This window comes from Agrobacterium vitis, from assembly GCF_013426735.1.
Lineage (GTDB): Bacteria > Pseudomonadota > Alphaproteobacteria > Rhizobiales > Rhizobiaceae > Allorhizobium > Allorhizobium vitis_D.
The window spans coordinates 3,069,042-3,086,062 of sequence record NZ_AP023272.1; the positions used below are offsets into that span (position 1 = coordinate 3,069,042).

Sequence of the window (17,021 nt, forward strand, 5' to 3'; positions counted from 1 at the left end):
TTATTGGCAGATTGACTGCGATCTCCATCCCGGTTCAGGGTTTTTCCGGGGGCAACAGCCCCGCCTTCGGCACGATGGCGTGGCTTGCCACCAGCCTGCCATAGAGCGCCACCAGCCCGCCCACCGATCCGGCCAGCGCCACCAACCCGTCGGTCAATTGCCCCTGTTCCAGCAGACCAAGCTCGAACCCGCCAAGTTGCAATCCAGACGCAAATATCGCGACCAGCGCACCCCAGACAGCCTTGGACAGATACCACGGTTTGCCGTCATTCATGTCAATTTTCCCTTGTTTACGGAGGAGATTTTCGGTTTGGAAATCAAAAGGTGAATACTGTTTCAGCCGCGATGCCGCTGGCATGGCGGCCAATCTGGCGGACCCGGATGGAAAGCGCCGAGGGTGCCGCGCCAAAGTCTGCGGCCTGCAAAGCGGCGCTGTAGGTGTAGGCCGCAGATGTCAGGGTGACGCTGCGCAGCACCGCCTTTCCAGCGTCGAGAATATCGAGTTGGTAGCGTTCGCTTTCTTCATCGAGCGGAATATCGGATGGTGTCCAATTATCGGCATCGGTGCGGCCACGCCGGACCCAGGTCAGCGCAATATCGCCGCTTGCCCCCCGGCTGGCGCGCAGATGCACCGGGGAAAGCGGCGTCAACGCCCGCACGCCACCGGAAAAGCTAACCGGCCCCTTGGCCGCAAGGCTGGTGCCTGCGGCCTCGGCGATCCAGTTCAGCGTCAGGCCGATTTCGCTGTTGGACAAATCAAGCGCCGTGACCGCGCTGTTGAGCAGAACCACCTGCGCGCCCGCAACCGCGCCCGCCGCCATCGCATCCTCCGTGCCATAGAGACCGCGCAACAGGCCGGACAATTGCCAGACGCCGCTTTCCACCTCCTTCGCCGTCTGGAAACCGATCACCTCCCAGATATCGTTGGCGGCCTTGACCGCCAGGCGGTTGTCGCCGTTCAGCACCGACAGGCGGGAACCGGAGGAAAAACTGCCATAGGACAGAGTAACACTCAGACGATTGGCCCTATCGAACCGGCCCGACACGCCCGCAGCCAATGCCGATGACAGGCTGCCGAGGGTTGCTGGGCCATCCACCACGGCACGGGTCGCATAGTTCTCGGTCTCGGCGGATGACGACAGCACGATCTTACGCCAAGGGCTGGCATAGGCCGCGGCGCGCGCAAAACTGCCGTCTTCGCCATCGTCAAGGCGCGGCAGGTCCATCAGCCGCCACAGCGGCGCAAACCCGTCCGAAGCCCGCCCGCTCTGCACCCGCCCGCTGCTGGCAACCGTAATCGCGCTGGACACCGGCGCTGCCACTTCGGTCAATTCCAACGACAGCGTGCTGCTGTCTTCGATCCGGGTGATCAGGAACCGGCCGGATGGCCCTTCCGGCAAGGTCAGCACGTCACCGGGCTGAAGCGCCAGCTGCGAGGGCGACAGCGACAGGGTCAGGCTGCGCCGCCCGATCCGGTGATCGCGCAATTGGGTTTCAACCACGGCCAAAGCGCTCGCCTCATCCAGCACCGCAGGCAAATCACTGGACAGAAGCTTGGCGGAGGTCCCCACCACGCGGCGCGAGCGGACGCTGGCATCCTCGTAATCATTAGCGGGATCGTAAAAATCCAGTACGGCCTGGCCGGCATAATCGGTGCTATCGCCCCGGGTCTCGGTCCAGAACGGTTCATCTTCGGTATCGACGAAAACCCGGGTCTCGACCGCCTTCAAACTGGCCGCCTGGCGTGAGCGGAACCGCAGCACGGCGCCGTCCTCGATCACGTCAATCAGAAAGGCCTCGGTCAGCGGCTCGATCAGACTACGGGCCGAGGAGACATCGCCCTGCACATACCCAGAGAGGTCCCCGCTAACAGCGGACACATCGTAATCGCTAAAGCCGCAATCTTCCAATATCGCGGCAATCACCTCGGCCAACGTGCCGCCGCCCAGCCTGCCGTTCAGCCAATGGCCGCTGCGCCAATTGTCGCCATCGGCAAACAGATCGGTATCATAGGGAAAGGCCGGAAAGGGTCGGCTGTCCCAGGTCCAGAGAAAGATATGGTCGGCATCGACCATGCCAGCGGGCGCCGCCTCCCCCTGCCAATAGCCCAGATGCGCCTCCAGAAACCGCCGCTGCATGGCATCCGAGCGCATGCCAGAGGAAAAATACGGAAGCGCATTTTCCGAGGATTTCGGGTCGGGAAACACGTTCGGCTGGTTGGCGCCACGCTCCACCGCCGGGCAGCCCAATTCGGTAAACCAGATCGGTTTCATCTTAGGTTCCCAGGCGCTTGGCGTGGAAAGCTCAACGCCGCCAACCCGGTTGCAATGGTGGTTTTCCCACCAGGACTGGATGTCCTTATAGCGATAGACCCAGGGCTTGCCCGCCAGCCCGTCGGTAATGGCGGCGCGCTCGCGTTTCTTGCGGGCGGCAAGGCTTGGGTAATACCAGTCATAGCCCTCCCCGGCGGCAATCTGCGCCTGCATGGCGGCACGGTCATCGGCAATAGTAAACCCATCCGGATTATCCGCAGTAAAATCCGCGTCGTTCCAATCCGACAGCGGCATGTAATTGTCGATGCCAACAGCATCGATGGCCGCGCTGGCCCAGAGCGGATCGAGATGGAAGAACACATCGCCGGCCCCGTCATCAGGGTGATAGCCGAAATACTCGCTCCAATCGGCCCCGTAGGTCAGCTTGGTCTGGCTCCCCAGAATGGCGCGCACATCCTCAGCCAACCGCATCAAGGCGGCAACGAAGGGAAAGCTGTTGCCCGCACCGCGCAGGGTCGTAAGGCCCTTCAGTTCCGAGCCGATCACGAAACTGTCCACCCCGCCTGCGGCTTTCGCCAGCAGCGCAGAATGCAGCATCAGCCGCCGATAGCCGCTATCACGGCCATTCTTGTTGCCGGTATAAAGGATGGTGGTGCCGAGCACGAAGAAATCATCAACCGTGGTCTTGCCCATGAAGGCCTCGACAATGGCATCCACCGCGTCCGTGCCGTCAGGCGAACCGGCAAGACCCGGGGCCGGTGAACAGGTGATGCGACCGCGCCACGGATAGGCCGCCTGTTCGGTTCCGCCATAGGGATCGGCCAAGCCGTTGCCTGCGGGAATATCCATCATCACGAAAGGATAGAGGCAGGTGGCAATGCCCCGGCTGTTGAGATCCTTGATCGCCTCAATCACGCTTTTGTCGCTCGGCGTGCCGCCATAGGCCGGGCCACCGCCGTTCTGGCTGACCAGCCGGGCCTGTGCGCGCCCAATGCCCGCAACATTCCAGGCGCGGCTCTCCTCGTCACGCCTCGCCACTTCGACCCCCGGCACGATGGCGCATTGATCGGCCCGCAGATCGGTGCCGAACCAGCTGACGACAAGCGCGGCGCGGACGAGATTGGGACACACCGCCTGCAATTCATCCAGCGAGGCTTGCCAGTCGGTGGCGGCCACCAGCGTGTTGCGGTTGATGATCCGCTCTTCGCCATCGCCGGTTTCCTCGGTAATGGCTGTGGTGGCATAGCCATGCTCGGTGGCACCGGGAATAATGGTCACGGCCCTGACCTGGCTTTCCAGCCTGCCCAGCGGGCGGATCACCTCAAATTGCAGCACGGGAAGACGGTTGCCGTAATCATCAAGCGGCAGGCGCTCGAATACCACATAGGCGACGCCGCGATAGGCGGGCGCATTGCCCTCGCCCTGCTTGGCAGCAATCAGCGGATCGACGCCCTGATCCTCACTGCCAGGATAAAAGCGCATCTCGACCTCGGTCAGATCCACTTCCTCACCATCCGCCCAGACCCGGCGGATCGCCGCCACCGGTCCTTCACACAAAGCCAGCGCCAGATTGCCGTAGTAGTCATAGCTCTTGGTCTTGCTGCCGGTGGATTTACTGCCGGAGGTCTCGGTGGTGGTCTTTTCCTCAAACCGCGTCGCCCAGATCAGCGTGCCGCCAATGCGCACCGTGCCATAGATCCGGTTCAGCGCCGTGCCTTCGCTGGCCCCACCGATCCGCGCCGACGACAGATGCGAGCCTGTCGTGGTGGAGCTGCCGTTGATTAGCGCCTGATCGACCATATTGCCAGCCAGCGACCCCACGGCGCGTCCCAGCATAGTGCCAACCGGCCCGAATATGCTGCCAATGGCCGCACCGGCTGCCTGGAAAACAAGAGTTGCCATCGATCACTTCTCCGGAAAACGGTAGACGCCTGCGACACGCCGCCGCCAGGCTGGCACCAGAGCGGAGCGAACCACCGCCGCCTGCTCATAGGCGTGAATAAACTGCTGGTCCGCCGCCAAAAGCCCCAGATGCTTGGCGGCGTAATGGGCGCGAAACCGGAAGACCAGGAGATCACCGGGCAAGGCCTCGCCAAGGCTAGACACTGAGATGAAATGCCGCCCCGCCGCCTCGATCAGCCGGTCCTCTCCCGACCGCTCGGCCCAGTCAGGCGCATAGGCAGGCGTTACCTCCGGCTCCTGCCCATAAAGCTCCCGCCAGAGGCCTCGGACCAAACCGAGACAATCGCAGCCGACGCCCTTGGTGGAGGCCTGATGGCGATAAGGCGTCCCAATCCAGCCCTCGGCGAGGGTGAGGACTCGGGTGTTGATGGAGGGCATGCAATCCCCCTCACTCAAACAGCACCGACCCGTCATGGGTCGTCTGGCCGCTGACATAGGAATAGGCGAAATCGCTGCCCGGCATATGCGGGAAGCCGCGGAAATTGGCGGCGTTGGCGAAGCTGTCGCGGCAGGTGGCGAAGCGCTTGTCGCAGCCGATGGTGACGCTCAGTGTGTCGCCAGGTGACAATGTCACCTCCAAGGGCAGCCACAGTGTCAGCTCCGTGCCGTCCTCTCCCGGGCGGCTGGTTTCAATCTCGGCGGTCAGGCCGGTCTCGGCCCCTGATGTCACGGTAATCCGGCCATAGCGGAAATGGTCTTCACCATAGGCATACAGCCCCGAAACCGTGAGCCGGTCGGACGCTGCCATCGCCACCAGAACAGCGCTGACGGTGCGGCCCTCAATGCTCAAATCGATACCGCAGCGGCTATCGCCCAGGCTGGCATCGCAGCGGCGACCCAGCGTGCGGCCCTGATCCTGGGAGAGCTTGGCGGCAAAGCTGCGTAATTCGGCGGTAAACTGCCCCGTCTGACGCTTGACCTCGCCAACATCCTGCACCTTGAGCAGAACATGCTGGTCCGGCACCTGCCAGTTGACACGATAGACCTCAATGCGCGCGCCGTCATAGCGCCCGGCGATCAGATCGGCCTCGGTAATCACCTCGCTGGAAAAACCACCGGCAACTTCGGAGGTCGGAGCCGCCAGACTGTTTTCCGCCTCACCATCGCTGGCGGAAAAACCGCTTGCGGCATGAAACAGTGTGCCGCGCAGGGTCAGATCCCGGTCATGATCGGTAAAGCCTAAAACCATCCCATCGCTGCGGGTGACGCGCCAGCAGGTGCACAGCGTCGTGGCGTCACCCGCCAGATGACGCGCCAAAGCGGCATCGATTGTCCTCATGGAATGATCTCCGTCAGCGAAATGGAGGGAATGCTACCCGCATTGAAGGCTTCGAGATTGATCTCAATCCGATCGGTATCGAAACGCACCGGCACATCGAACTGGAAGCCTGCCCGGATGACGGCACCGGAGGCAGGAATAAAATCCTGATTGAAAGACACCAGCCCGGTGGAGCTATCGCAGTTGAACCCGTTGACCGGCTCGCCATCCACCGAAATCAGCACGGTGCCATCGACCGGCTTGGCAATGCTGCGGTTCCACCCGCCACCGGCATCGCCATAGTTTTTGACCAGTTGGAAGCTGGCTGTGACGCCATCGCCGATGCCGATCTGCTGGTCGAACGCCGTTACCGCCCGCCCCGGCCCGGCGGAATTGGAATCCAGCGGATCGCGAAACCGGAACCCGGCCATCTGGCCACCACGCGCCTCGAAAAACTCCAGGATCGTATAGAGATCGGCAAGCGATTTCACCCCCGACCCGGCATCATAGCTACGGCGCGAATTGGCCCAGCGCTGGTTGCGCACTTCGCGCCCATTCGACAGGTTGACAATGTCCGTGCGCCGCACCGGCCCGCCGCTGGTTGAAAGCGACACGCGCAGCGGAAAGCGCACCTCGTGAAAGGCGGTTGTCATGGCTTCACCTCACAAATTGCGCTGACCGCGCTTGACGGAACGGGCCAGCAGGCTGGAAATCTGCGATTGGCTCTTGGTGAAGCTCGACGCATCCTGGGTGGTGACGTTGACATTAACCTGCGTCCCGGAGGAGCCGCCGCCCTGAGTGGCGACCCCCAGCGATCCGTCCGAGCCGCGTTTCAGCGGCAGGATCGCCTCGCTGCCCGCCTCACCCATCAGCCCGGTATTGCCACCATCCATGCCGAAATAGGTGGGGCTGGACACCACCCCACCAGAGGCAAAAGGCGTGATCGAGCCGGGCACGCCGCCCTTCTCAAAGGCAAACAGCGAGCTGATCCCCGATGACAGGCTGGATGTGGCGCTGGAGGCCAGCGACGACAGACTGCTTTGCAGCGGTTGCAGCCCGGATGACAGGGTGATGCTGGACAATTGGCTCGCCAGCGATTTCAGCGTGTCTTCCAGATCGCCACCGCCACTCGTGGCGGATTTCAGCGCCGATGTCAGCGCGCTGCCAAAGCTTTTCGAGCGGCTTTCCAAATCGTCGAGGGTCTTGGTCGCCCCGGAAGCGTCGAGATCGATCCCGAAGGACAGGGTATCGTCATCGGCCATGGTCTACCTCTTCTATGTTGCTGCCAAAAAGGCACGGTCGGGATAGCGGGCCATCAGCGCCTCCAGGTCGGCACGGGCAAGATCGGCGCGGGCTGTCGGGACCGGGCGAAACGCCCCGCTCATGGCGGCGAATTCGCGTGGGGTCAGCGCCCAGAAGGCCTGCGGGGTCAGCCGCAGCAGGTGAAATCCGGCATGCATCACCGCCTCCCATGGAAAGGGAGGCGGCTTTGCCGTGTCGGATCGACCCGCTGCGGCACTCAAGGGCGGGCGAGATCACCTTCCCCTATCGAAGCGGCCTGCCCGGCTGAGGCGGACTGATCGGACGTTCCAAACGTAACCAGCAGCAATTCGCGGACAATGGCGACGCAGGCCGCAAGCCCGCCCTCGACGCACATATCGGCGACATCCTCATCGGCGCAGCAATTGCCACCGCCCCGCAAACCGACCGCCAGAATGCGGATCAGGTCGCGGCTGGAAAGCTTGCCACTGGAAAACCGCAGGGCAAGATCCGCCAGACTGTCGGCGGCAAAGGCAGCTTCCAGTTCGGCCAGCGCCCCAAGCGTCAGGCATAAAATCCGCCGCTCGCCATCGATCACCGCCTCCACTTCGCCGCGCCTGCGGTTGGCGCGCATGCCCGTCCTAACATTCCCCGTCCCCCCGCTCATGCCGTCACCTCAAAGGCAATCGCCCGGCCGATTCCAGCGCGATGTCGAATTTCAACTCGCCATCATGCTCGCCGGAATAGTCCAGCGCCGTCACCTGAAACAGGCCAGTCACCGTGCCGAAGGCCGGGATCACCACCTGCCAACTCAACACCGAACCGGCAAAAAACGCCGCCCGGACCAGTTCATCGGAGGACTGGTCCTTGAACAACCCGGCCCCCGATAGCGAGGCGCGTTTGGCACCGGCACCGGCCAAAAGCTCACGCCAGCGCCCGGCGCTGTCGGCATCGGTCACATCGACGGTTTCGGTATTGAAGGCCAGTTTGCGCGAACGCAGTCCTGCAACGGTTACATAATCGCTGCCGCTGATAATCTTCAGCAGCAGGTCCTTACCCCTCTGGGCCACCATAAAAAATCTCCTTGAAAATAACTAGAAATCCGCAATCCGGCCGCCAACCACGCCAGGGCGACATCCACCCCCTCCCCGTTTTCAGGGGTCTCTCCCACGCGCGGACCCGGCCAAACCGGCACGACCGCCCATCCCTTTTTCAGAGAGAAAACCCAGGACGAAGGTTAAGGAGACCAAGAGGCCCGCAGGGGAAGCACCAAAACTGGTGTGACCGCGAAAACTCGCGTAAAAAGACAGTAAAGGTTGTCCGCACCAGTGCTGCAAACAGATGTAAATGTCTGGACCAGACACAGCCGTGTCACGAAACTTACACAGATGCGGCACTATGCTGATTTACCGATTAGGTTCCTTGCATGTCCGCTCTCCCCTCCGATTCTCCCAGTCCCATTCCCGACAATGCCGCATCGCTGGCGCGCTTGCGGCTGCTGGCCGTGCTGTCCATCAGCCAGATTGTCGGCTGGGGCACGAGTTTCGACCTGTTCGGCGTTCTCGGCCGCACCATCGCCGCCGATATCGGCATCGGCAACGAAACCGGCTTTCTCGGCGCCACGGTGATGCTGCTGATCATGGGCTTTGCCGGACCGGCCAGCGGCCGCCTGCTGGAAAGACATGGGGCCGCCAAGGTCATGGCGGCGGGCTCGGTTGTGTTTGCTTTCGGCCTCGCACTGCTCTCGCAAGCCCAAGGCATGGCTTCCTATTTCGCCGCCTGGTTCACCATCGGCATTGCTGGCACCTTGGCGCTCAGCGTGGCCTGCTATACGGCAGTCGTCGAGCGCGAAGGCTCGTCGGCGAAAAGCGTCATCGGCCTGCTGATGATTTTCACCGGCCTGTCAACGGCGATTTTCTGGCCGCTGCTCAGCTGGCTGACTGGCCTGCTGGGCTGGCGCGACACGCTGTTGATTGCAGCAGCCTGCCATCTTCTGGTGCTGGTTCCCCTGCATCGCTTCGCCCTGCCGCCCATCAAAGCCCGGTCGCAAACGGCGCAGGCGGCAGCCGACCGCGAACCAATGTCGCTGACAGCACGCCAACAAAAGCGGGCGATGATCGCGCTTGCCATCATCAGCATCGGCTTCAGCAGCGTTACCTTCGGCGTCTCCTCTTCGTTGATTGAAATGCTCACACAGGCTGGCGCCACACCAGCGCTGGCCCTGCAACTGGGGTCGCTGCGCTCGGTGCTGGGCATTTCCGCCCGCGCCGCCGATACTCTTGCCGGAAAACGCGCCTCGCCCGTCACATCAGGCCTTGTGGCAACCGGGCTGATCGTCATCGGCTTTCTGGCGCTGATATTCGGCCATGGCTCCGTATGGATGCTCGGCCTGTTTATCGGTGCCTATGGCATCGGTTCCGGCCTGTCGGCCATTTCGCGCACCGTGCTGCCTCTCGGCTTCTTTTCCGCCAGCCGCTACGCGGGGATTTCCGCCAAACTGGCACTGCCCGGCAATATCTCCCAGGCACTGTCGCCGGTGGTGATCGCCGGCCTGCTGGATCGCGGCGGCCTGCCGCTGCTTCTAACCTTCACCCTCGCCGTCAGCGCTCTGGTGCTGGCAGCACTGATCTTTCTGGCCATGCTGGCGCGCCGGACCAAAATCATTCAATGACAGCGCGAAATTGCAGCTCGGCCAGAAACAGGCCGGTCTTTGCCTCGCGGCGGCTGACGGTCTTGATATGGCGCAATGCAATCAGCCGGGCAGAGACCAGCGACAGCGCCGCATCTTGCAACACGGCACGCACCATCGCCGCCAGGCTTTCCGCCTCGCGGCGGCTAAGTGAGGACCAGGCCTGCAAGCTGACCAGCGTTTCGATCAACCCGTCATCATCGGTGGAAAGATCCGTGACCGTCACCTCGCCTACCATCAGGTAAGGCTGGGCGGAGCGCAGCAACCGCCGATCCTTCACCCCATCAGCACCGATGATCGCCGCAATGCTGGCATCGGCAAGCGCCGCCGCCGTCATTGCGGTCAGCAAGTCATTGACCGGACTGGTCATCAGCCACCTCCCCGATACGCTCGCCCTTCGGCTCCTCAGCCGCGCTTTGTCTTTTGGCAGCCGCCCGGCTGGCGGCGTCTTCCACCCTGCGCCGCAACGCAGCGGTAAAATCTGTCACCGCGCCCTGCTGCCCATTTGCTGAAAATTGCAGGCTCATCTGACCTCCTCCTCACAATCCAGCAGCAGAAACCGCTTGGTCTCATCCGGGTCGCGCAGCGCGCGGACCACTAGGATTCGCGTGCCCTTCACCAGCCGATGGCCGCGCGCCACATCGGTGCGAAAGCGAATGGTCACGGTCTGGTCTATGGTGGCGATTTCCGCTTCGCCGCGTTCTTCACGGGTGAAGGATTGCGGCTCGATCAGCGCCCAGAGCGTGGCAATCGCCTGCCAACCCTGGCTCACCCCGCCCTGACCGTCGGGTTCATTGACCGGCTGCTCAAGCGTGAGGCGTGCCGTCATCCGGCCCGGATCGGGCATGGTGTAGGTGCCCATCACAGGCCCCTGCGGACAAAAGGCGCGACCAGCCGTTCATAGCCGACCGGCAGGGCAGCAGGCTGATCGGCCAGCGCCACTACACCCCGAAACGCATACATGGCCGCAACATGCAGGCTCATCGCCCGGCGCAACGTATCGGGTACATCGGTGGCCGCCGTGCCAAAGCCTGCGGTAAAGTCGATCTCGATGCCGTTGATTGGCCGTCCCGGCAAGGGCCGTTCCCGCAGCCACAGCCGAGCTGGCCGCGCTTGTCCGTCCAGCAGATAATCTTTCAGTAAAAGATGAAGTTCATCGACATTTTCATCAAAAACCGTCACGGCATCAATGGTTTGCACCGGACCTTTGGGAAGCTGAATCACCTCGCTGTCAGGCCAGTCATCCAGATAGAGCCGCAGCGATTGGCGCATCAGGCAAAGCCCGGTCTCGGCCTCCAGATGCAGGCGGGCAGCGGTGATCAGGCCGGAGAGAAGATCGTCTTCATCATCGGTATCGATCTTCAATTGCGCCTTCACATCGACAAGGGTCAGCGGCTCCGCTTGCGGCGGAGTGAGGGTGGTGATGGTCATGTGTTGGGGTCTCCGGGAGAATGTTGGAGCAAGGATCTACCCCCTCTGCCTTGCCGGACAGAGGGGGGATCTCACGGTAAAGCGCGGCTTTACCAAACCAAATTAACTGGCCGCAAACTTGATCAACTTGAGCGATTCAAAGTTCTGCATTCCACCACCAACCCGCTTGGTGGTGTAGAACAGCACATAGGGCTTGGCCGAATAGGGATCGCGCAGCACCCGCACACCCATGCGGTCAACCACCAGATACCCGGCCTTGAAATCGCCAAAGGCGATGGAAAAGGCGTTGGCGGCGATATCGGGCATGTCCTCGGCCTCGGCAATCGGAAAGCCCATCAGCGACGCCTCAAGACCGGGGCCTGCGGGCGGCAGCCAGAGGTAGTTGCCGTCGGCATCCTTGAACTTGCGGATCTCGCCCTGGGTCTTGCGGTTCATCACAAACGTGCCGTTCTGGCGATGACCGGCCTTCAGCGCATAGATGGTGTCGAGCAGCACATCGGATGGCCCGCTTGCAGCAAAGCCACCGGCAGCACCCGTCGCCTTGAAGCCGATCTTGCCCCAGGCCCAGGCGCTGTCGGCCACCGTCTCATAGGCCAGAAAGCCCTTCGGCTTGTTGACACCATCGCCCGCCACAAAGGCCGCCCCTTCCTGCTCCGCAAAGGCAATATCCACCTCTCCGGCAATCCAGGCCTCGACATCAACAGCCGCATCATCCAGCAACGACTGGGTGGCGGCGGGCATGGCGTAAATCTCCATGGTCGGAAAGCTGAGTTCCGTCAGCTGCGGCGTATCGGTCTGGGTGCGGGCCGCGGTTTCCGCCACCCAACCGGAGGCCATGCCGCTTGGCGCAAATGGCTTTTTCAGCACCGCACCCGACACCTGCCGGACGCTGGCCAATTGCCGGATCGGCGAGATGGAGGCGAGCCTGCGGCCAATCTCGCTATCGGTCTCATCCGTCACCAGATAGCCACCATCCGCGTCCGAACCAATCGCCATGGATTTGGCATCGAGATCGCGCAGCGCCGTCTCATCGCCGCGCCGGATATAGGCCTCGAAGGCCGCCTTGCGCTCCGCCGCCTCCAGGCTGGTGGAACGTCCGCGATTGCCGTTCGATCCCAGTGCCGGGCGCAGCTTTTTCAGCGCCAGCTGGTCCAGCAACCGGGATTGTTCGTCCATCGCCTTGTTGATCCGCTCCACCTTGTCGCGGGTGACGACATCGGCGGTCAGCTTCTGCTCGATTTCGCCGAGCCGCTGGTCATTGGCCTGCTTGAAACCCTCGAAGGCTTCCATAAAGTCGTCGAAGGCGGCGGCCATGGTTTCCGGAATCGCCTTGATTTCGGGGGCTGTCATCTGATGATCGCTCATAAATCCATCCTTTATTTGAAATTGCTGTTGGCCATCGTCCGGGCTGCCCGGCGCATCGCCCGGATCAGCTCGGTATCCTTGTCGCGGTAAAACCGCTGATGCTTGACATTGGAAACCCTGGCCGAAGGGGCCATGGGAAAGGTGACGACGGAAATTTCCCAGAGATCGGCCTCCAGAATGCGGCGAATGCCGGTCTTGGCGTCCTGACGGGATTTCACCGTCTGGAAACCGATCGACAGCCCGTCCAGCGCGCCTGATTTCATCAGGGCGCGCACCTCCTCGGCACGCTTGACGCCGGGGGAAAGCCGTCCCTCGACATAAAGGCCACGCGCATCCTCCTTGAGCAGCGTCCAGCTACCGATCGGCTGGTTGGGGTCGTGCTGGTAAAGCATGCGGATGCCGCCTGCGCCGCGCCCCTGCAAACTGGTGCGAAACGCCCCCGGCTCGATCACGTCGCGCCCCAGATCCACCTCGCCGAACACGCTGGCATAGCCGCTGAACGTGCCGTCGCCGCTGAGATCCGACAGGGTCAGATCGGCAAATTTGCGCACAAGTTTTCTCGGCCCGCGATAAGCGTGCATGAATTTCTCCTTTAATCTGGCCTTTAATCTGGAATGAGATCGACGGCTTCAGCCGTCCTTGCGCCCATAGCGGCCTGCAAACCGCGCCAGTGCGCCTAGCGCCCACCAGGCCGAAAGGCTGGCAAGCGTCGCCCCCGCCAGCATGATTTCCGCACCAGACAGGCTTTGCAGAATGTCCAGCTTGCGGGCCAGCCATTGGCCGGTGGCGCCGCCGAAGATCAGCCCGATGGCCAGCCCGGTGAAAAACCGGCTGGCCGCCTCGCGTCGCCCCCTCGGCAAAAGATAGACCAGCGAGATGGCGGACCCCGCCAATGCGCCCGCCAGCCGCGCACCCCATAAGGGGGTGTCGGGTGTAAAATCGGTCATTTTGTTAATCTTTTCGTCTTATGATTGTGGATAGAGGCGCAAATCCGCCGCAGTTAATCCGAAAATTCTAATCTTTAGAATCGCTTATGCGCGCCTGCTCAGAAGCAGGGTGCAGATGTTCACACTCTGAATCACCCTTCTGCGGACCAGAGTCCGAATTGCGCATCAACCTCTTGAAATGGCAGGAGTTCACGGGTCATACCCAACCGCCTGGCGCTTTTCCTCGTCGGTGAGGAAGCTGGCGGACCCGACCCGTGACCACAGCGCGTCGCGCTCGCTGGACAGGCCCTCGACCTGATCGAGATCGGGCTTCAGGCACAAGACCTCGCCAAACCCATCGGATAGAAAGCCCGACAGGCTGGCGGCGGTACGGCGGATCAGCGGCAACACCGTCAGCCGGTAGAAGGCGCGGTTGGCCTCCTGATAATTGGCGTAGGTATTGTCGCCGGGAATGCCCAGCAGCATTGGCGGCACGCCGAGCGACAGCGCAATATCGCGGGCCGCGCCATTGCGGGCATCGGTAAAATCCATGTCGCGGGGGGTCAGGCTCATCGCCTTCCAGTCCAGCCCGCCCTCCAGCAGCATCGGACGGCCCGCCTGCATCGGCCCGGAATAGCCCTGTTCCAGTTCGTCCTTCAGCCGCTGATATTGTTCCGGCGGCAGGTTGCCACCCTCCTTGGGCTGATAGACCAGCGCCCCGGAGGGCCGGGCGGAATTGTCGAGCAACGCCTTGTTCCAGGTGGCAGCGGCATTGTGCAGGTCCAGCGCGTTATGGGCCGAAGCAAGCGGCGCGTAACCGCTGATATCGTCAAGCGGGTGAAACAGCTTGAAATGCAGGATCGGCTGCGGCTCGCCTTCAGCAGCCAAACGCCGCGTCACCCCGGCGGCGCGATAATCATAGGCGACCGGCCAGCCATCGGCACCCTCGACGACGCTGACCCGGTCGGGGCGCAGCAGATGCAGTTCCATCAGCCGCCCGCCAAGCCAGAGCGGCTCCAGATAGGCATTGCCCGACAGCAGCAGATGGCCATAGAGCATTTCGAAAAAATCCGCCCCCGTTGCCCGCCCGTTGGGCCGGGCCAGAAGCGCCAGCGCCGGATGCTCGCTCAACTCCCCGGCTCCTTCCTGCGGCAGGCCCTGATAAAGCAGAAGCGGCACAGCCGCCGCCGCCTCCGAAACCAGCCGCACCGCCCGATGCGCCACCGGATTGCCGAGAAAACCCGCGCGTGACAAGGCTGCATAAGACCGCCCCGTGCCGCGCCCGGCACCGGTGGAGAGCAGCATTTCCAACCCCACCCGGGGTCTTATCCCCGCTTTCGTCTGGCCGGATTTTGTTTTGAGTGGGTCCGATGACGACACGGCGTCACGATTGGCCCGCCGAAACGGCAGGCGAAAGGAAGACAGCATGATGTTCTCCTGAAGTTGCGATATTTGCGCCGGTTACGTGGATAGACCTGCCTATCGAAGGACCCTGACGATGCGGGTCTGCATTTCCATGCTTTCGTGAAACACGGAAATAGTGTCAGCAAACCTCACCCCATCCCCGCCAAAATAGCCCGCCCATACCCAGCCACCAGGTCCGCCCGGTCCTGCCCATTGACGATGCGGCGAGCGCCGCTCCAGTCGCTTGCCGTGGCAGTAAACACATCACCAAGCTTGACGCCCGAAAACAGCCCCTCGCGCATACCGACCACCAGAATATCCGCCGCCGTCGCCATATCCAGGGCGCGGCCCGGATCGGCAACAAGATCGACGCCCAGCGCCACCGACATCGCCTGATAATTGCGCTTATGGGTGATCTGCACGAAACCCCGGCCAAACCAGCTTCGTCCCGCCTCGTCCGGCCGCCAGTAAGGCGCGCTTACCTGGGGCAAGCGGCCCGCTTCATAGGCGCGCTCCAACCGATCAATGGCCTCGGCATCGGTTTTCGCCAGTGTTTCCCGCAGGGGCTGGAAGCGACCCGCCGTTTCATGAAAGGCGGTGGCCAGCAGATAGGCGATATGGCGATGGTCGGTCAGACCGTGGCGCGCGCAGCCCGCCAGAATGGCGTTGATGCCCTGCACCTGAGCCGTGCCGAGCCGCCCGCCACACAATTCACCGCGGATCCGGCTGAAGAGCGATTGCAAAGCCTTGGTATTCATAAACTGCCAATTCCCCTTAAAATAGCAGGGTCCAGCCGAACGCGGCGAGATTGAACCAAAAAAATGCTGGGATTTAAATCGGTTAAACAAAATTCAATCGGTTCAGACCCTGTCACGAGATATTTACAAAGATTTAAGCTTGTGGAACTTTCCGCTCCACCGCTGGTTATGAGCGGCACAGAGCAACAAGCCCTGCCGCGCCATGACAGGCGCCGGGCGCTTAACAGAGGAGTAATGTGATGGACGCCAAGAGCAGCAGCCAGATCAGCAAGACGATTGCAGAGGCCAGCCGGACCATTCCTGCCCATATCGTTGAACGCCTTGAATCCGAATGGCGCCAGATGCGTCAACCTTCGGCACCGCCAGCGCCTGCGACCAAATAATTATAGCGTGCGAATGCGCGGCTCGCCCGCGCATTCCAGAAGCAGCGCGGTCAAAGCCCAGACCAGCGCATCCAGCCGGTCAGGAGACCGGCCATTCGACAGGCCATCCGGGCCGAAATCACACATTTGATCTTCCAGATCGGCAAAACGGGCTGCGTGAAAAACGCGGCCCTGTTCATAGAGAGCCGCCACCGGCTCGGCCCGCAAAAACTTGCCACGCATCGCCCGCACCATGCGTACCGGCAGGTTGGCATCGACGCTTTTCAACAGCGCCCCAACCATTTCCCCGCCCTGATTGACCTCCGCCACCACCCGGTCCGCTTCAAACCGGCGAAAGGCCCGTACCACGGCGGTCGCCCAACTGGCCGGGCTTTCCCCCGTCACCGAACAATCAGCCAGCACCACCGCCCGGCCCAGCCGGTCGAGACCCGCAACGACAATGCCGCAGACCGATTGCGCACCCGCCCCGGAGGGCGGATCGACACCCACGACAATGCGGTGCAGCGGTTCACTGAGCCTGACCGTCAATTGCTCCAGCCGGTCGCGCCGCCACAGCGCATCCTCCCGGTCCTCTATCAGCTCACCATCCAATTCCTGACGGCCAAGCCGCGTGCCACCGTAACGGGCCTGCAAGGCCTCGATAAAGCCGGGCGCGAGATTACCGGCATTGCCGAAGGTGGAAAGCCGGGTGAGCCTTGTGCCGGGGTCCGCCAGCAATCGTTTCAGGATCGGCACCGGACGCGGCGTGGTGGTAATCACCTGGCGTGGATCATCCCCCAACCGCAGGGAAAATTGCAGCATGTCGAAGGTCTCCTCGGCATGTTTCCATTTGGCGATCTCGTCGCACCAGGCATAGTGAAACTGCGGGCCGCGCAGGCTCTCCGGGTCTTCAGCGGAAAACATTTGCGCCATCGCGCCATTCGGCCAGACCAGCCTGCGCCGGGAAATTTCCACTTCCGGGCGTTTGTGGCGGGCTATACGGGCAATGCCCGACAGTCCATCCACCATCACCTCGCGAGCATCGCCCAGGGTTTCGCCCACCAGCGCAATCCGCACAGCGGATTTTTCACCAGCCGAGGCGATCTCATGCACCCATTCAGCCCCGGCCCGGGTCTTGCCGGAACCGCGTCCGCCCATCAGCAACCAGTTGCGCCACGCCCCCTCGGGCGGTGCTTGCAACGGGTGCCGCAGCAAGGCCCAGCTCCGCGCCAACCGCTGTAGAGCGGCCAGCTCCAACCCTTGCATCACCTCACCGCCGTTGTTTCCATCCGCTTGAAGAGTTGAGATAACAGAATGACCGCGCTGTCGCGCG

Annotated in this window: 21 protein-coding genes; 2 read left to right on the top strand and 19 right to left on the bottom strand. The window is 62.4% G+C overall.

Annotated elements, in window-relative coordinates:
- Nucleotides 1-34: 34 nt before the first annotated feature.
- The 9 genes from H1Y61_RS14310 to H1Y61_RS14350 are packed head-to-tail and all read right to left on the bottom strand — an operon-like array spanning nucleotide 35 to nucleotide 7,826.
- On the bottom strand, nucleotides 35-274 hold the full coding sequence (locus tag H1Y61_RS14310; RefSeq protein ID WP_174110315.1) for a hypothetical protein: 240 nt from the start codon (nucleotides 272-274) through the stop codon (nucleotides 35-37).
- Nucleotides 275-317: 43 nt separating this feature from the next.
- The gene (locus H1Y61_RS14315) at nucleotides 318-4,175 is read right to left on the bottom strand and encodes a baseplate multidomain protein megatron (RefSeq protein ID WP_180572975.1); all 3,858 of its coding nucleotides are present in this window, start codon (nucleotides 4,173-4,175) and stop codon (nucleotides 318-320) included.
- A gap of 3 nt (nucleotides 4,176-4,178) precedes the next feature.
- Complete coding sequence (locus H1Y61_RS14320) at nucleotides 4,179-4,613, bottom strand: NlpC/P60 family protein (protein WP_180572976.1); 435 nt, start codon at nucleotides 4,611-4,613, stop codon at nucleotides 4,179-4,181.
- A gap of 10 nt (nucleotides 4,614-4,623) precedes the next feature.
- Nucleotides 4,624-5,514 (bottom strand): DUF2163 domain-containing protein, encoded by an 891-nt coding sequence (locus tag H1Y61_RS14325; RefSeq protein WP_180572977.1) that lies wholly within the window; start codon nucleotides 5,512-5,514, stop codon nucleotides 4,624-4,626.
- Nucleotides 5,511-6,146 carry a DUF2460 domain-containing protein gene (locus H1Y61_RS14330; protein ID WP_180572978.1) on the bottom strand — a complete coding sequence of 212 codons (636 nt, stop codon included), beginning with the start codon at nucleotides 6,144-6,146 and terminating at the stop codon, nucleotides 5,511-5,513. The genes H1Y61_RS14325 and H1Y61_RS14330 overlap by 4 nt, the downstream gene beginning before the upstream one ends.
- Nucleotides 6,147-6,155: 9 nt before the next feature.
- Nucleotides 6,156-6,755 carry a phage tail tape measure protein gene (locus tag H1Y61_RS14335; RefSeq protein ID WP_174110310.1) on the bottom strand — a complete coding sequence of 200 codons (600 nt, stop codon included), beginning with the start codon at nucleotides 6,753-6,755 and terminating at the stop codon, nucleotides 6,156-6,158.
- A gap of 12 nt (nucleotides 6,756-6,767) precedes the next feature.
- Nucleotides 6,768-6,953 (bottom strand): rcc01693 family protein, encoded by a 186-nt coding sequence (locus tag H1Y61_RS14340; protein ID WP_409363941.1) that lies wholly within the window; start codon nucleotides 6,951-6,953, stop codon nucleotides 6,768-6,770.
- 59 nt (nucleotides 6,954-7,012) lie between these two features.
- Complete coding sequence (locus tag H1Y61_RS14345; protein ID WP_235680744.1) at nucleotides 7,013-7,387, bottom strand: gene transfer agent family protein; 375 nt, start codon at nucleotides 7,385-7,387, stop codon at nucleotides 7,013-7,015.
- Nucleotides 7,388-7,424: 37 nt separating this feature from the next.
- Nucleotides 7,425-7,826 carry a phage major tail protein, TP901-1 family gene (locus H1Y61_RS14350; protein WP_180572981.1) on the bottom strand — a complete coding sequence of 134 codons (402 nt, stop codon included), beginning with the start codon at nucleotides 7,824-7,826 and terminating at the stop codon, nucleotides 7,425-7,427.
- 353 nt (nucleotides 7,827-8,179) lie between these two features.
- On the opposite strand from H1Y61_RS14350, the gene H1Y61_RS14355 reads away from it, so the two are divergent.
- Complete coding sequence (locus H1Y61_RS14355) at nucleotides 8,180-9,424, top strand: MFS transporter (protein ID WP_180572982.1); 1,245 nt, start codon at nucleotides 8,180-8,182, stop codon at nucleotides 9,422-9,424.
- On the opposite strand, the gene H1Y61_RS14360 is transcribed toward H1Y61_RS14355, so the two are convergent.
- The 9 genes from H1Y61_RS14360 to H1Y61_RS14400 form a co-directional block, all read right to left on the bottom strand.
- Complete coding sequence (locus tag H1Y61_RS14360; RefSeq protein WP_180572983.1) at nucleotides 9,414-9,812, bottom strand: DUF3168 domain-containing protein; 399 nt, start codon at nucleotides 9,810-9,812, stop codon at nucleotides 9,414-9,416. The genes H1Y61_RS14355 and H1Y61_RS14360 overlap by 11 nt on opposite strands.
- Entirely contained in the window at nucleotides 9,793-9,969 is a 177-nt protein-coding gene (locus tag H1Y61_RS14365; protein WP_180572984.1) for a hypothetical protein, read from the bottom strand. Before H1Y61_RS14365 ends, H1Y61_RS14360 begins: the two co-directional genes overlap by 20 nt.
- Nucleotides 9,966-10,304 carry a phage head closure protein gene (locus H1Y61_RS14370; RefSeq protein ID WP_235680746.1) on the bottom strand — a complete coding sequence of 113 codons (339 nt, stop codon included), beginning with the start codon at nucleotides 10,302-10,304 and terminating at the stop codon, nucleotides 9,966-9,968. The genes H1Y61_RS14365 and H1Y61_RS14370 overlap by 4 nt, the downstream gene beginning before the upstream one ends.
- Entirely contained in the window at nucleotides 10,304-10,873 is a 570-nt protein-coding gene (locus tag H1Y61_RS14375) for a head-tail connector protein (RefSeq protein WP_180572985.1), read from the bottom strand. The genes H1Y61_RS14370 and H1Y61_RS14375 overlap by 1 nt, the downstream gene beginning before the upstream one ends.
- Before the next feature lie 102 nt (nucleotides 10,874-10,975).
- Complete coding sequence (locus H1Y61_RS14380) at nucleotides 10,976-12,238, bottom strand: phage major capsid protein (RefSeq protein WP_180572986.1); 1,263 nt, start codon at nucleotides 12,236-12,238, stop codon at nucleotides 10,976-10,978.
- Between the two features lie 11 nt (nucleotides 12,239-12,249).
- Nucleotides 12,250-12,819 (bottom strand): HK97 family phage prohead protease, encoded by a 570-nt coding sequence (locus H1Y61_RS14385; RefSeq protein ID WP_180572987.1) that lies wholly within the window; start codon nucleotides 12,817-12,819, stop codon nucleotides 12,250-12,252.
- A gap of 48 nt (nucleotides 12,820-12,867) precedes the next feature.
- The gene (locus H1Y61_RS14390) at nucleotides 12,868-13,185 is read right to left on the bottom strand and encodes a DUF6107 family protein (protein ID WP_015915376.1); all 318 of its coding nucleotides are present in this window, start codon (nucleotides 13,183-13,185) and stop codon (nucleotides 12,868-12,870) included.
- Between the two features lie 189 nt (nucleotides 13,186-13,374).
- Nucleotides 13,375-14,592 carry a phage portal protein gene (locus H1Y61_RS14395; RefSeq protein WP_180572988.1) on the bottom strand — a complete coding sequence of 406 codons (1,218 nt, stop codon included), beginning with the start codon at nucleotides 14,590-14,592 and terminating at the stop codon, nucleotides 13,375-13,377.
- 125 nt (nucleotides 14,593-14,717) lie between these two features.
- On the bottom strand, nucleotides 14,718-15,326 hold the full coding sequence (locus H1Y61_RS14400; RefSeq protein WP_180572989.1) for a glycoside hydrolase family 19 protein: 609 nt from the start codon (nucleotides 15,324-15,326) through the stop codon (nucleotides 14,718-14,720).
- 239 nt (nucleotides 15,327-15,565) lie between these two features.
- Here H1Y61_RS14400 and H1Y61_RS14405 point away from each other — a divergent pair, with 239 nt between their 5' ends.
- Nucleotides 15,566-15,709, top strand: a complete 144-nt coding sequence (locus tag H1Y61_RS14405; protein ID WP_180572990.1) for a hypothetical protein — start codon at nucleotides 15,566-15,568, stop codon at nucleotides 15,707-15,709.
- On the opposite strand, the gene H1Y61_RS14410 is transcribed toward H1Y61_RS14405, so the two are convergent.
- A complete protein-coding gene (locus tag H1Y61_RS14410; RefSeq protein WP_409363986.1) occupies nucleotides 15,710-16,954 on the bottom strand; it encodes a DNA-packaging protein in 1,245 nt (414 codons plus the stop codon).
- Nucleotides 16,955-17,021: the final 67 nt, after the last annotated feature.

Excerpts from the sequence above, each read along its gene's own strand:
- H1Y61_RS14310 (WP_174110315.1), bottom strand. The coding sequence starts at position 274 with ATGAATGACGGCAAACCGTGGTATCTGTCCAAGGCTGTCTGGGGTGCG.
- H1Y61_RS14315 (WP_180572975.1), bottom strand. The coding sequence starts at position 4,175 with ATGGCAACTCTTGTTTTCCAGGCAGCCGGTGCGGCCATTGGCAGCATA.
- H1Y61_RS14320 (WP_180572976.1), bottom strand. The coding sequence starts at position 4,613 with ATGCCCTCCATCAACACCCGAGTCCTCACCCTCGCCGAGGGCTGGATT.
- H1Y61_RS14325 (WP_180572977.1), bottom strand. The coding sequence starts at position 5,514 with ATGAGGACAATCGATGCCGCTTTGGCGCGTCATCTGGCGGGTGACGCC.
- H1Y61_RS14330 (WP_180572978.1), bottom strand. The coding sequence starts at position 6,146 with ATGACAACCGCCTTTCACGAGGTGCGCTTTCCGCTGCGCGTGTCGCTT.
- H1Y61_RS14335 (WP_174110310.1), bottom strand. The coding sequence starts at position 6,755 with ATGGCCGATGACGATACCCTGTCCTTCGGGATCGATCTCGACGCTTCC.
- H1Y61_RS14340 (WP_409363941.1), bottom strand. The coding sequence starts at position 6,953 with ATGCATGCCGGATTTCACCTGCTGCGGCTGACCCCGCAGGCCTTCTGG.
- H1Y61_RS14345 (WP_235680744.1), bottom strand. The coding sequence starts at position 7,387 with ATGCGCGCCAACCGCAGGCGCGGCGAAGTGGAGGCGGTGATCGATGGC.
- H1Y61_RS14350 (WP_180572981.1), bottom strand. The coding sequence starts at position 7,826 with ATGGTGGCCCAGAGGGGTAAGGACCTGCTGCTGAAGATTATCAGCGGC.
- H1Y61_RS14355 (WP_180572982.1), top strand. The coding sequence starts at position 8,180 with ATGTCCGCTCTCCCCTCCGATTCTCCCAGTCCCATTCCCGACAATGCC.
- H1Y61_RS14360 (WP_180572983.1), bottom strand. The coding sequence starts at position 9,812 with ATGACCAGTCCGGTCAATGACTTGCTGACCGCAATGACGGCGGCGGCG.
- H1Y61_RS14365 (WP_180572984.1), bottom strand. The coding sequence starts at position 9,969 with ATGAGCCTGCAATTTTCAGCAAATGGGCAGCAGGGCGCGGTGACAGAT.
- H1Y61_RS14370 (WP_235680746.1), bottom strand. The coding sequence starts at position 10,304 with ATGGGCACCTACACCATGCCCGATCCGGGCCGGATGACGGCACGCCTC.
- H1Y61_RS14375 (WP_180572985.1), bottom strand. The coding sequence starts at position 10,873 with ATGACCATCACCACCCTCACTCCGCCGCAAGCGGAGCCGCTGACCCTT.
- H1Y61_RS14380 (WP_180572986.1), bottom strand. The coding sequence starts at position 12,238 with ATGAGCGATCATCAGATGACAGCCCCCGAAATCAAGGCGATTCCGGAA.
- H1Y61_RS14385 (WP_180572987.1), bottom strand. The coding sequence starts at position 12,819 with ATGCACGCTTATCGCGGGCCGAGAAAACTTGTGCGCAAATTTGCCGAT.
- H1Y61_RS14390 (WP_015915376.1), bottom strand. The coding sequence starts at position 13,185 with ATGACCGATTTTACACCCGACACCCCCTTATGGGGTGCGCGGCTGGCG.
- H1Y61_RS14395 (WP_180572988.1), bottom strand. The coding sequence starts at position 14,592 with ATGCTGTCTTCCTTTCGCCTGCCGTTTCGGCGGGCCAATCGTGACGCC.
- H1Y61_RS14400 (WP_180572989.1), bottom strand. The coding sequence starts at position 15,326 with ATGAATACCAAGGCTTTGCAATCGCTCTTCAGCCGGATCCGCGGTGAA.
- H1Y61_RS14405 (WP_180572990.1), top strand. The coding sequence starts at position 15,566 with ATGGACGCCAAGAGCAGCAGCCAGATCAGCAAGACGATTGCAGAGGCC.
- H1Y61_RS14410 (WP_409363986.1), bottom strand. The coding sequence starts at position 16,954 with ATGCAAGGGTTGGAGCTGGCCGCTCTACAGCGGTTGGCGCGGAGCTGG.